A 12,237-nucleotide genomic window follows, 5' to 3' on the forward strand; every position below is an offset into this window, starting at 1 on the left:
AAATTATCTTATTTATTCCTTATTAGTTTTTTTCACTAGCAGCAATGCATATTTAGAGGGATCGCTAATTCCTTCTTCTTGTGGGTAAGGGGTTACATTCATCCCGACATACGTCTTACCATTTAACGTTGCAATTTGCTTGCTTTCTGACTCTCCTGGTCGAGTTTGACCAAATATTAATTCCTTAGTTTCTGCAGTAGTTCCATCTTTTGATACTTCCACAAGAATTTTAATTCTACCAGCCCATATACAGTTCACTTCTTTGGGACATCGTGAATCCTCCAATACCTTTTTAAATGTTATTGTAGTCTCATTAATAGTAATCGATTCTCCAAAAGGTACTTTCATGGCAATTTTAGGAACTTCTACGGGGGTTTCTTTTTGTCCGTATACAAATGTAGAACATATAATAGCGAGGATAAATAAGGTCTTTTTCATATATTTTAATTTAGTGTTATAAAGATATAGGAAAAAATAGTGCCAAAAAATGGATAGAGTCCAATTACCCTCTAAACAAAAAGAAATCGTCTTTCATATGTTCAATCTTTTCATCTTTATTGGTAATAATATACTCCAATGCTAAATTGGTAAACTCATCTCCCTTTTTAGTTAAAGAAACAACGTTATTTGTTACAGTCACCATGTTGTTTTTTAACGCAAGATCGAGTACCGTTTTAGAGCGAATTTTTTGCCAGTTAATATGTTCCTGTAAGTGATTAATGTGTCGTTCTCTTTCTTCGGAATGATTATTTAAATGAAGCAAAAAAGTAATGAGAGAAACTTCTGTTCGTTGTTGCTTTTGACGATATAACACTGAAATTAGTCCTTTTCGGGGTGCAAATAAATACACGAATAAGAAGATAACTCCCAACACTGTACTTATTGATCCCGAAATTGAAGCATCAAGCCAATGTGCCACCCAATATCCACCCAGTGCAGCAATGCTTCCGAATGTGATCGCTAACCATAGCATTTTTTTAAGGTCGCTCGTTAGCAAGTATGCGGTAGCGGCTGGTGCAATCATTAAAGCCACTACCAGAATAGCTCCCACTGCATCAAAAGCACCTACAACGGTCACCGACGATACCGACATTAATCCGTAATGCATAATCACCGGTGAGATGCCCAATGCTGCAGACAGTCCACTATCGAAGGTACTTACCTTCAGTTCTTTGAAAAACAGAAGAAGCAATACAATGGTACTTATAAGTATAGTTCCCATGACCCAAAGTGATTTTGGTCCGACATCGTTTCCGAAGAGCAAAAGCCTATCAAAGGGAGCAAATGCCAGTTCTCCCAGCAATACCGCATCTACATCTAAATGCACATCGTTTGCATTTTTAGCGATAAGGATTACACCAATACTGAATAAGGCAGGAAACACCAACCCAATGGCCGTATCTTCTTTAACCAATCCTGTTTTTTGAATCCATTCTACCAAAACGACTGTTATTACCCCTGTTATTGCAGCGAGTAAAATAAGTAGGGGCGAGTTAAGGTCTTGGGTAATAAAAAAACCAATTACAATACCAGGAAGAATCGAATGACTAATCGCGTCACTAATGAGTGCCATTTTTCGAAGCACTAGAAATACTCCAGGAATCGCGCAGGCTATGGCAACCACTACTGCAATTAACTGTATTTCTATTTGAGGACTATTCATCTTTTTTTTGTTGGTTGTATAAATCTCTTGCTTCTGTAAATCCTTCGGAAGTTAAAGACCATTGTTGTCCAGAAATTTCGATCCACTCTTTTTCTTCCAATTTGCGTAGGGTCCCTTTTGTAAAACCGTGAAAGTTATTTAAGATCCTGATGGCATGGGGATGTGAACTATTCTCATGTGTTTTTGCAATTCCATACATAAACTGAAGCGTTTTCTTTAAATGGAGATCTCTTCGGTTTTGTCGAAACCGAATCTCCCGAAATAGCAATCCTCGTCCTGGAGAGAAAATAAAGGAGAACAACACAAAAACAGCCGCGATCAATACGATCACTGGTCCCGTAGATAAATTATTCTGGCTTGCACTAACGGCAGTCCCCACCACTCCAGAAAAAGCTCCGAAGATCGCTGCCAGAAACACCATTGTGCCAAGGTTATTTGTCCATTGTCGTGCTGCTGCTGCAGGTGCTAACAACATTGCACTCATTAATACTACACCTACCGTTTGCAGTCCTAGAACGATCGCCAATACAATAAAGAACGTTATTAGAACATCTATAAGCTTTGTATTAAATCCTAATGTTTTGGTATAATCCGCATCAAAAAGCAGCAGTTTAAATTCTTTCCAGAACAGGAGCATAATAAACAGCGCAATTCCTGTAACGATTACCATTAACCGCACGTCACTTTCAACCAAGGTCGCTGCCTGACCAAATAAGTATTTATCAAGTCCCGCCTGATTGGCATTAGGCTGTTTCTGAATAAAAGTGAGCAATAGCATTCCGAAACCGAAGAATAATGAGAGTACCAAACCTAAAGCCGTATCACTTTTTAAATGTGTTTTGGTGATCATTCCTCGAATCCAGAACGTACCAACCAATCCGCTGATTAAAGCTCCTAACAGTAATATGTTAGAGTCTTTGGTTCCCGTAATTAAAAATGCAATTGCAATTCCGGGTAGGGCAGCATGTGAGATCGCATCACCTAAAAGACTTTGTTTACGAAGTACCGCGAACGAACCCAACATTCCACAAATAGCACCCAATACCGCAGTTCCCAGCGTGATCGTGCGAAGGGTATAATCTGTAAAAAGGAGTTCGAAATATTCGGTGATGTTCATTCTTAATTTTGTAGTTTTTTAGCGGGTAGTTCGCCGCACTTCTTATTTATTAACTGCCACTTTATAATTAATTCCGTAGGTTTTGGTAAGGTTATCATCATTAAAAATTTCCTTCACCGGTCCCGTAGCAATTTTCTTCACATTTAAAAATGTGACCCAATCGAAATATTCGGGAACAGTTTGAAGGTCATGATGCACGACTACTACCGTTTTTCCTGCTTTTCGTAATTCTTTTAAAATATTAATTATGGCAATCTCGGTAGTAGCATCTACTCCTTGAAAGGGTTCGTCCATAAAATAAATCGCAGCATTTTGTACAAGTGCTCTTGCCAAAAACACCCGTTGTTGCTGTCCACCACTTAACTGACTTATCTGTCTGTTTTTAAACGCAAGCATCCCGACTTTTTCCAAAGCTTCTAAAGCTGCCTTCTTTTCTTTCTGTCCAGGACGTTTAATCCAACCTAGTTTTCCGTAGGTCCCCATCATTACCACATCGACTGCTGTAGTAGGAAAATCCCAATCTACGCTTCCTTTTTGAGGAACATAGGCTACCAATTTGCGTTGCTTATTATACGGTTTATCATAAATAGTAACACTTCCCGCAATGGGCTTTATTATCCCCAAGATGGCTTTAATAAGTGTGGATTTTCCTGCTCCGTTGGGACCAACAATTGCCATTAAAACTCCCTCAGGCACCATAAGGTCGATATCCCATAACACCGGTTTGTAATTATAAGCTACTGTAAGATCATCAACTTTTATGGCGATTTTTTGTTCCATTATTTAAGGGCGTTTACAATAGTAGAGACGTTGTATTTAAACATTCCAATATAGGTTCCTTCTTCGGTTCCAGCACTTCCCAGCGCATCACTGTATAAAGAACCTCCAATACTCACTTCGTGGTTTTTATCGAGCACAGCCGCCTGTAACGCTTCAATAGTACGTCTGGGCACAGAACTTTCAATAAATATGGCTTTTACTTTATTGTCGATGATAAATTGAGAGAGACGTTGTACATCTTGCACACCAGCTTCAGTAGCTGTTGAAAGTCCTTGTAATCCCACTACTTTAAATCCGTATGCTTTTCCGAAGTAATTAAAAGCATCGTGCGCTGTTACAAGAATACGTTTTTCTTCGGGCAGGGTTTTAATTTGCTCTTTAATTTCAGCTTCTAACCTCTCTAATTTTTTCTGAAATAGTGCATTATTCTTTTCAAAATAAGTAGCGTTCTCGGGAGTTGCTTCCGACAAAGTTTCTGTCACGGTTGAAGCAAACTGCTTAAAAAACTGAATATTAAACCAGACATGGGGATCGTAATTGGAAGCAAAATACTCGGATCCAATAAGTTCGTTTTTATCTAGAAATGAACCTAATGAAATGGCCTTCTGATCTTGTAAATCCATTTTTTCGAATACCTCAACCAGCTTTCCTTCCAAATGCAATCCGTTATAAAAAATAATATCTGCATTGTATAATTTACTTACGTCCCCTTCGCTTGCTTTGTACAAATGCGGATCGACACCTGCTCCCATTAATCCATTTACTTGAATAGAATCGCCCCCAATATTTTTAACCAGATCGGTGAGCATTGTCGTGGTTGTAACTACTTGTAGTTTTTGGGAATCGCCTCCTGTTGCATTTGGATCTTTACAACTCCATAGCCCTACAAGTACTAGTACACATATTAACTTTTTCATTTATTCCTTATTTTGGTATTCTAAAACTAATTCCTGCGCTTATTAATATATCCTGCCCCTCCGTAATGCTACGCCCTATAGTAGCATCCAGTTGAATATTAGGTTGCAATGCGTATGTAACACCCGCATCCCAAAAATGATTTGCTTTTGTGTTTTCTGGAAGATCTCCATACACCTCGGCATAGGCACCTAAACGGTCGGTAATACTATAGCCATACACAAGAGTGTAAACATAAGCCGCTCCGGGCGTACCATCAAGCCATTGAGCTCCCAAATTATAAGCAAGACTCGACCGTTCTGAAAGCGTATGTGCAAATGAAAATCGGAAGTCCACGCCAGTAGTTTCTGGGCGCATCTCTTTATTCACTGTAAAAGGAAGATATAAATGTCCAAGCAATCCAATTTCGGGTAGAAATCCGTCTTCTTCGGCGATAGCAACTTTTATTCCTGCTAAAAGTGGTGACAGACTGGAATCGGGATCTGAAAATTCATTTCCGTTTGTGGATAGTTTTACATCTTCCAGATTAAATCCCAGTCGCAGCTCAAAATTGTCTAGAAGTCCATAACGCAATAATGTAGTATTGTAGGTGTATACCTCAGACTTTATGTTGTTCTCTTCGAAAGATTCGTAAAAAGCTCCGGTTTCAACTTGAATACTTTTCTTTGGTACTGTGGTAGGCGATTCTGTGGCGTCGGGTCGATCGGTGATCATTTCTGGGGTGCTATCCGTGTCTTGTGCACTGGCCGCTCCAAAGATTATAAATACTATTAGGCAACAAAAGGTTTGAAGGTTTTTCATTTTAATTGGTTTGTATGTATAGGTTTTCTGCGATCTTTTGAGAAATAAAGAACTGGTTGCTCCCCACTTGAACGATCATAGAGCCATCGAAAAATTCTTTCCCGAGCACTCTTATTTTAGTCCCAATACTTATTTTTCGTTTATCGAGATACTGAAGAAATTCACCACTCGATTCTTTAACACCTACACATACACCTCGTTGATTTTTATGTAATTCGGAAAGGAGTTTTTTCTCGGTGCGCTTTACATTTCCTTGTGCATCGGGAATAGGATCACCGTGTGGATCGAAATCGGGATGGCCTAAAAATTTGTCTAAGCGCGCCACCAATTCTTCGGAATGGACATGCTCTAATTGTTCTGCAATATCGTGTACCTCATCCCAATGAAAGTTTAGTTTTTCTACCAAAAAAACTTCCCACAAACGGTGTTTTCGAATTACGTTTGCGGCTGCCTTTCTACCGTTTTCAGTAAGAAGTGTTCCTTTGTATTTTCTATAAGAAAGCATCTCTTTTTCGGCTAACTTTTGCACCATATCGGTTACCGAAGACGGCTTAGTGCTCATCGCTTCTGCAATGGCATTTGTGCTAACTTCCCCTTTGGTGGCATGCTCAAGGTGATAGATCGCTTTTAAATAATTTTCTTCTGCTAATGAATACATGTTGACAAAGGTAAATAGATTTTTTGATTTATACTGTTTTTATTTTTAGCCACGTCTAAAAATATAGAAATACAGAATTTTGTTCTGAAGAAAAACTACATCTCTTCTGAAGAATTTTTTAAAATTAATTGCTTTTGCTCTATTATGCGTTTTTAGAATCCTCGCTCCTTCTGAAGCTGCTCGTAGGCTTCCTGCACTTTTCGGAACTTCTCTTCGGCACCATTTCGGTAGGCTTCGTCCATGTGTTGAAGTTTGTCGGGATGGTATTTTTTTGCCATGGTACGGTAGGCTTTCTTTATTTCTGCTTCGGTAGCAGTGCGCTCAATTTCTAAAATTTTATAGGCACTGTCTGGGTTCTTAAAGAACATGGCTTTAATACTTTCGAAATCTCGAAGTTGTACCCCAAGATATCCCGCCATTCGGTTAATTTCATTTACTTCTGGAGTCGACACCGAACCGTCGGCATTAGCGATACTAAACAAAAAATGAAGAATCTGAAGCCGTGATTCGTATCGTGTTCTTTGTCGTAATAAGGCACAAATATTCTGTGCAGAGATTTCTCTCTTTTTTATTACATCATTAAATACTTTAAAGGTTGCATTGGCGCGTTCTCTTCCGTAGGATTGCACAAAATACTGTCGCACAAAATCCAGTTCCCGCTGATTTACATTTCCGTCTGCTTTAATCACTAAAGAAGCCAAAGAAAGTAAGTTCAATTCGAAATCGGCTGGCGTTACGCGTTGTGAAGATGGTTGTTGAAATACTTGTTTAAAGCCTCCACCCTTGCCTCGGTTGCCTACCATATTATCGATAAGACTTCCTAGCATAAAGCCAATAAAAGCACCAGGGAAACGGTACAGCATGTATCCAACAAAAGCTCCAAACCAACGAATCATAAATAAATATTGAACAGAAATTAAGTTGCAAATATAACAGAACTTCATGGGGTAAGAAATGGATTAAATTGAAAATAATTGCTTTAGTGAATAGCAGGTTCTCCCATACCAGCGCGCAAACTTTAAAAAAACCAAAATTCTTTTTGCAAGAGGGATAGCAGCTGGCTACCGTGTAGCGCGAATAGCCCGGTCGCCGTAGCAACGCGAAGGGGACTTGCCCAACTTATAAACATATAGTGTCACTATCGAAGTATAGAATTTTCGAATCATTACATCGGGGTAGTAACACTTTTGAAATTTGTATCTTTGTACTCAATACACTTAAAAGAAAATACTATGTATCCAGCAGAATTAGTAAAACCAATGCGCGAAGACCTTACTAGCATAGGGTTCGCAGAATTATATACAGAACAAGATGTGACCGATGCGTTGCATAAAGAAGGTACTACATTAGTGGTTGTAAATTCGGTATGTGGATGTGCTGCAGCCAATGCAAGACCAGGGGCACGTATGTCGCTTCAAAACGCAAAATCACCCGATCACCTAGTTACAGTTTTCGCAGGAGTTGATCGTGAAGCGGTTGATGCTGCTCGGGCACAAATGGTTCCTTTTCCTCCAAGTTCTCCATGCATGGCATTATTTAAAGATGGAGAATTGGTACACATGTTAGAACGTCATCATATTGAAGGGCGTCCAGCAGAAATGATTGCTGACAACCTTAAAATGGCTTACGACGAACATTGCAACTAATTATTTTGTGTGTAATGACATTCAGCGTAAAGCAGAAAATAGTTAAAATTCTAAACCGCTCTTTAAGGGCGGTTTTTTAATTCTTAAAAGCTATTTTTGTACTTAGTAGATCCTTTCAATGCTCGTTATGAAAAAGATACTTCACGTATTAAGTTATCCGCTTACAGTTCTGTTTTACCTGTTCTTTACGCTAGGCATGCTTTTCTTTCATCCAGTACAATGGATCTGTTTTAATGTATTTGGCTACCAAGCACATAAAAAAAGTGTGGACTATTTTAACTGGTATATTCTTCGGTGCCTTTCTATTCTAGGAACAAGTTTCGACATTACAATACATACCAGTATCCCTAATAACGTGCCGCTAATTATTGTTTCGAACCACCAAAGTATGTGGGATATTCCACCGCTTATTTGGTACTTACGGAAGTACCATCCTAAATTTATTTCGAAGATCGAATTAGGAAAAGGAATTCCGTCTATTTCATATAATCTTCGTCATGGTGGGTCTGTGCTAATCGATCGTAAAAACAAAGAACAAGCCCTAACTGAAATGACAAAATTTGGCAAGTATTTGGTTCGGTTTAATAGAAGTGGTGTGATTTTTCCGGAAGGAACCCGCAGTCGTGACGGGCATCCCAAACCGTTTCGGGTTACCGGAATGCTTACTTTATTTAAAAATGCTCCAGATGCTTATGTGCTCCCTGTAACCATTAATAATTCATGGAAATTACAACGGTATGGTATGTTTCCTATGCCCCTTGGCGTAAAGCTCGAAATGACCGTACATCCTACTCTTAAAATTTCAGACTTTACGCATGAAGAATTAATAAATAAGTTAGAAATACAAATAAAATCGGGCGTTGTAGTAGCATGACAAACACAGAAAAAAAACATCTTGAGCAAACCATTGTATTTGTAAAACGGGAACTTAAAAATGCCGAAGGGGGACATGATTGGTTTCATATAGAACGCGTGTATAAAAATGCGCTATTAATTGCTTCGGAAGAAAATGTAGATGAGTTTATTGTCGCTTTAGGAGCCTTGCTTCATGACATCGCCGATTCTAAGTTTCATGACGGAGATGAATCGGTAGGGCCCAAAAAAGCATCTGACTTTCTTTCTGAAGCCGGGGTCTCTAACATCGTGATTCAACATGTGGTCGCTATTATTGAAAACATCTCGTTTAAAGGTGGAAATGTGAAGCAAAAATTTAATTCTAAGGAATTAGATGTGGTTCAGGATGCAGATCGCCTAGATGCACTTGGTGCTATTGGTATTGCAAGAACCTTCAATTACGGCGGATTTAAAAACCGAAAACTATACGACCCAGACATAGCTCCTGTTCTCGGAATGTCTGTCGCTACGTATAAAGCTTCCGAAGCACCTACTATTAATCATTTTTATGAAAAATTATTATTGCTGAAAGACCGTATGAATACCGTTACAGGAAAGCGTATTGCTGCAGAACGACATGATTTTATGGAAGTTTTCTTGAAACAGTTCTATGCAGAATGGGAAGGAATTCGATAAACGAACTTTTCAAATTTTTACAAAAAAAGAGCGGTCATTAAAAAATGCCGCTCTTTTACTTTTCAGAAATACTATTATCCTTTAACAGGAATACTTCCTTCTGTTTTTAGATGCTGTGCGAAGAAGCCCATCATTGCTTGATACAATTCTAATCTGTTTTCTTCCTTTCCGAAGCCATGCCCTTCATCGTACTTAACCATGTAAGGAACCTCAACGTTACGAGCACGAAGACTCTTAACGATTTGGTCTGCTTCATCGATATTTACCCGTGGATCGTTGGCACCTTGCACTACAAAGAGTGGTTTCTTGATCTTGTCTACATGTAATGCAGGAGAGATCTCGTCCATGATCGCTTTTTCTTCAGGAATCTCCGGGTTGTACCAGATCTTATACATTAATGCACGGTATTTCTCCCAATAGGGTGGGATGGTCGTCATAAATGTATTTAGGTTACTTACTCCTACATAATCTACCCCACAAGCGTATTTATCGGGAGTTTTTGTCATACCTCTTAATACTGCATATCCTCCATGACTTCCACCAAAAATGGCTACTTTGTCCGCATCGATCCAACCTTGGTCGATCACATAGTCCACGCCATCTTCCACATCGTTCATAGCCTTTCGACCAATTTGACCGAACCCGGCTTTTAAAAACTCTTTCCCATATCCACCGGAAATTCTAAAGTTTACATGTAAGGTGGCATAGCCTCGACTTGCAAATAATTGTGCTTCCGAATTAAAGCCCCATGAATCTCTTAATCCCTGTGGACCTCCATGTACATTTACAACAAGTGGCACTTTTTGTCCTTTAACATAATCGGTTGGAAGCGTAATGTAGCCGTGGATGGTAAGTCCATCGCGACTTTTAAACGTAATGGGTTTCATGGATGCCATATCACCAGATTGCAAGTGAGAGGACAACTTATACAAAAGAGTTACCGAATCGTTTGTTTTATTATATATGTAATATTCTCCGCGAATTTTATCGCTTGTTACCATTACTAAGTATTGACTTTCATCGTCTGTTTTGTCGACCGTAAAAAATTGTTTGTCTCCAAATTCTTTTTGCAAACGGCTGTAGATCTTTTTGTAGGTTTTACTTTGAGGAACAACAACTGTTTTCTCTCCTGTATAAGAAAAGTAATCTATTTCATAATTTCGCTTCCGTGACAATGACATTCCCGACACATCGTAGGTATCGTTATTAAAAAGTGTTTTTATTTTCTTGTTATTTTTAAGATCGTAAAGTTGGATCTCTAATTTATCGGTTCCTAAATTAGAAAGTACATAGGCATCATTAGGATCTTTAGTACTTGGGTTAAACGATGTAATAGCAAAAACATCTCCGAAATCTGTTGTAAGTAACGACTTAAATTCACCATCTATTTTATACAGAATTTCAGATTTAATTCCATCTACAATTCGGTTCACGGCACGAAGGTTTCCTTGACGGTCAAAATTATATCCACTTACCGGCGGGTCGCCTGCGTTAACGGTATATAACTTAGTTATTTCTGCAGTATTAATATTAAGCAAATAAGGCTCTTCCTGTTGTGGATTGTCTTTGTTCATTTTAACGATCACATGAGCTTCATTTTCCTTTAATCCTTCAATAAGATCCACGCGAACACCTTCATAAGGGGTAAGTTCTTTTTTGTTTTTTCCACCGACATCAATTCCGAAGAGATGGTAGTTTTCATCACCCCCTTTATCTTGCATATAAAGTATTCGGCTATTATTTGCCCAAGCATACCCACGAATAAGGTCTTCTTCTTGTTTCAGCAACAAGGTTTCTTCCTCGGTAGTCGTATTTTTAATATAGACATCCCGCTCTCCTGTATCTCTTCTTTTCATATATGAAATATATGAACCATCTGGCGAGAGTTGAAATGAAAATGCTTCGGGTGTTTTAAAATAGTCGGTTACTGAATATTTATACGTACCATCTTCTTTAGCTCCCAAAGCTTCGATTTCTTGATCGGTTGAAGGCAGTGAGGTATTTCCTGGTTTAGTTTTCACAGTTTTCTTTAGATTTAATGGAAACGATTGTCCCATTTGTTCGTAGGTACCGGTAATTTCTTCTCCCGAAACAACGCCTGAATATTTCATCTTCATTTTTGCTGAGGTCACGGTAACCGATCCGTCTTGCAATACTACAGAATCCAATTCGATTCCTGTAGCGCCTTGCATAGGAACATCCATTGTCGCTGTTAAATCGGCATCTGTACCGCTGAAATTATAGATAAGTTCCATTTCCATTCCACCAGCATTAAGAATACCACTGTAAGAACCGTTGAGTTGTTGTGCTTGTATATTCAATCCGAACAGTATCGTACAGATGAATAATGCTATTATATTATTATTTTTCATAAGAAATTAGATTTAAGATTATATTATTAGAGCCAAGAGATCATTGTGATCACGAGTTGTGTTGCAAATTCTATTATGGTTGTCATAGTGTATGTTTTAAAAAATGAGTTTAACAATTAGGTAGATGGCGATTCCTGCGATAATTCCGATACCAAATTTTATTAATCGGATTTTTGAAGTGGTTTTGTTTTGAAGTTCCATATGTTGTAATTTATAGGTGATGATAATTAGTGTGTAAATATGAGGCTATCATGAAGTAGAGTACAATTCCCCAGCAGATAGCTTCCCTTATATGATGTTCTTTTATCTTTATTTTCATAACTTTTATTTTTTCTGAATGATTCCGTTTTTAATTGTGGTCGATGCTTCGTTACCTTCTACATCTTTAAAATGAAGCTGTATAAGATCTACGTCATTATAATTGGCTACTTCAATTTTTAACAGCTCGTTTAAGCGAATGGCTTCTTCCTCGAATGAACCTGTCTTATACTGATTTAAATAAAAAGCAATCGTCTCGTTAGCAACTCCTTCTTGACTTATTGCAATTCCAAAAGATGCATGATCCCTTTTCACTTCATCACAGTCGCAATGTTTTTTTAATGATTGTTCTATGTCCTCATTTATTCCCGAATGCATTGTATATCCTACATACGCTCCATAGCTAAATGGAATCATAAGAAGCACAAAGACGATGATACTAGCGGCAATTATTATTCGTTGAGCAGTGTTGTCTTTTTTTGTTTTCATAGTATATT

The 12,237-nt window shown here is 38.3% G+C and carries 13 protein-coding genes; 3 read left to right on the plus strand and 10 right to left on the minus strand.

The genetic code is table 11. The features are described from left to right. Positions 1-12: 12 nt before the first annotated feature. The 8 genes from ULVI_RS05200 to ULVI_RS05235 form a co-directional block, all read right to left on the minus strand. Positions 13-438 carry a hypothetical protein gene (locus tag ULVI_RS05200; RefSeq protein ID WP_068590422.1) on the minus strand — a complete coding sequence of 142 codons (426 nt, stop codon included), beginning with the start codon at positions 436-438 and terminating at the stop codon, positions 13-15. A gap of 64 nt (positions 439-502) precedes the next feature. After that, positions 503-1,663: a metal ABC transporter permease gene (locus ULVI_RS05205; RefSeq protein WP_068590424.1), complete on the minus strand. Its 1,161-nt coding sequence runs from the start codon at positions 1,661-1,663 to the stop codon at positions 503-505. Further along, positions 1,656-2,780: a metal ABC transporter permease gene (locus ULVI_RS05210; protein ID WP_068590426.1), complete on the minus strand. Its 1,125-nt coding sequence runs from the start codon at positions 2,778-2,780 to the stop codon at positions 1,656-1,658. The genes ULVI_RS05205 and ULVI_RS05210 overlap by 8 nt, the downstream gene beginning before the upstream one ends. A gap of 42 nt (positions 2,781-2,822) precedes the next feature. Next, positions 2,823-3,560 (minus strand): metal ABC transporter ATP-binding protein, encoded by a 738-nt coding sequence (locus tag ULVI_RS05215; protein WP_068590428.1) that lies wholly within the window; start codon positions 3,558-3,560, stop codon positions 2,823-2,825. Continuing rightward, positions 3,560-4,477: a metal ABC transporter solute-binding protein, Zn/Mn family gene (locus ULVI_RS05220; RefSeq protein ID WP_068590429.1), complete on the minus strand. Its 918-nt coding sequence runs from the start codon at positions 4,475-4,477 to the stop codon at positions 3,560-3,562. The genes ULVI_RS05215 and ULVI_RS05220 overlap by 1 nt, the downstream gene beginning before the upstream one ends. Positions 4,478-4,484: 7 nt before the next feature. Next, entirely contained in the window at positions 4,485-5,276 is a 792-nt protein-coding gene (locus ULVI_RS05225; protein WP_068590431.1) for a transporter, read from the minus strand. Between the two features lies 1 nt (position 5,277). Next, complete coding sequence (locus ULVI_RS05230) at positions 5,278-5,934, minus strand: metal-dependent transcriptional regulator (RefSeq protein ID WP_068590433.1); 657 nt, start codon at positions 5,932-5,934, stop codon at positions 5,278-5,280. Between the two features lie 152 nt (positions 5,935-6,086). Continuing rightward, positions 6,087-6,830 (minus strand): molecular chaperone DjiA, encoded by a 744-nt coding sequence (locus ULVI_RS05235; protein ID WP_068590434.1) that lies wholly within the window; start codon positions 6,828-6,830, stop codon positions 6,087-6,089. Positions 6,831-7,166: 336 nt separating this feature from the next. On the opposite strand from ULVI_RS05235, the gene ULVI_RS05240 reads away from it, so the two are divergent. The 3 genes from ULVI_RS05240 to ULVI_RS05250 all read left to right on the plus strand — a co-directional run bounded on the left by ULVI_RS05240 (position 7,167) and on the right by ULVI_RS05250 (position 9,110). Continuing rightward, positions 7,167-7,580, plus strand: coding sequence for a BrxA/BrxB family bacilliredoxin (locus ULVI_RS05240; RefSeq protein ID WP_068590437.1), 414 nt, complete (start codon positions 7,167-7,169; stop codon positions 7,578-7,580). A gap of 127 nt (positions 7,581-7,707) precedes the next feature. Further along, on the plus strand, positions 7,708-8,454 hold the full coding sequence (locus ULVI_RS05245) for a lysophospholipid acyltransferase family protein (RefSeq protein ID WP_068591401.1): 747 nt from the start codon (positions 7,708-7,710) through the stop codon (positions 8,452-8,454). Beyond that, positions 8,451-9,110, plus strand: a complete 660-nt coding sequence (locus ULVI_RS05250; protein WP_068590439.1) for an HD domain-containing protein — start codon at positions 8,451-8,453, stop codon at positions 9,108-9,110. The genes ULVI_RS05245 and ULVI_RS05250 overlap by 4 nt, the downstream gene beginning before the upstream one ends. A 74-nt stretch (positions 9,111-9,184) precedes the next feature. Here the strand turns inward: ULVI_RS05250 and ULVI_RS05255 are convergent, their stop codons facing one another. Both ULVI_RS05255 and ULVI_RS05260 read right to left on the minus strand, forming a co-directional pair. Beyond that, positions 9,185-11,482, minus strand: coding sequence for an alpha/beta hydrolase family protein (locus tag ULVI_RS05255; RefSeq protein ID WP_068590441.1), 2,298 nt, complete (start codon positions 11,480-11,482; stop codon positions 9,185-9,187). A gap of 324 nt (positions 11,483-11,806) precedes the next feature. Next, entirely contained in the window at positions 11,807-12,229 is a 423-nt protein-coding gene (locus tag ULVI_RS05260; protein WP_068590443.1) for a hypothetical protein, read from the minus strand. Positions 12,230-12,237: the final 8 nt, after the last annotated feature.

The organism is Cochleicola gelatinilyticus, from assembly GCF_001637325.1.
Lineage (GTDB): Bacteria > Bacteroidota > Bacteroidia > Flavobacteriales > Flavobacteriaceae > Cochleicola > Cochleicola gelatinilyticus.

What these genes read in the sequence shown, in the direction of transcription:
- ULVI_RS05200 (WP_068590422.1), bottom strand. Translation starts at nt 438, where the DNA reads ATGAAAAAGACCTTATTTATCCTCGCTATTATATGTTCTACATTTGTA.
- ULVI_RS05205 (WP_068590424.1), bottom strand. Translation starts at nt 1,663, where the DNA reads ATGAATAGTCCTCAAATAGAAATACAGTTAATTGCAGTAGTGGTTGCC.
- ULVI_RS05210 (WP_068590426.1), bottom strand. Translation starts at nt 2,780, where the DNA reads ATGAACATCACCGAATATTTCGAACTCCTTTTTACAGATTATACCCTT.
- ULVI_RS05215 (WP_068590428.1), bottom strand. Translation starts at nt 3,560, where the DNA reads ATGGAACAAAAAATCGCCATAAAAGTTGATGATCTTACAGTAGCTTAT.
- ULVI_RS05220 (WP_068590429.1), bottom strand. Translation starts at nt 4,477, where the DNA reads ATGAAAAAGTTAATATGTGTACTAGTACTTGTAGGGCTATGGAGTTGT.
- ULVI_RS05225 (WP_068590431.1), bottom strand. Translation starts at nt 5,276, where the DNA reads ATGAAAAACCTTCAAACCTTTTGTTGCCTAATAGTATTTATAATCTTT.
- ULVI_RS05230 (WP_068590433.1), bottom strand. Translation starts at nt 5,934, where the DNA reads ATGTATTCATTAGCAGAAGAAAATTATTTAAAAGCGATCTATCACCTT.
- ULVI_RS05235 (WP_068590434.1), bottom strand. Translation starts at nt 6,830, where the DNA reads ATGATTCGTTGGTTTGGAGCTTTTGTTGGATACATGCTGTACCGTTTC.
- ULVI_RS05240 (WP_068590437.1), top strand. Translation starts at nt 7,167, where the DNA reads ATGTATCCAGCAGAATTAGTAAAACCAATGCGCGAAGACCTTACTAGC.
- ULVI_RS05245 (WP_068591401.1), top strand. Translation starts at nt 7,708, where the DNA reads ATGAAAAAGATACTTCACGTATTAAGTTATCCGCTTACAGTTCTGTTT.
- ULVI_RS05250 (WP_068590439.1), top strand. Translation starts at nt 8,451, where the DNA reads ATGACAAACACAGAAAAAAAACATCTTGAGCAAACCATTGTATTTGTA.
- ULVI_RS05255 (WP_068590441.1), bottom strand. Translation starts at nt 11,482, where the DNA reads ATGAAAAATAATAATATAATAGCATTATTCATCTGTACGATACTGTTC.
- ULVI_RS05260 (WP_068590443.1), bottom strand. Translation starts at nt 12,229, where the DNA reads ATGAAAACAAAAAAAGACAACACTGCTCAACGAATAATAATTGCCGCT.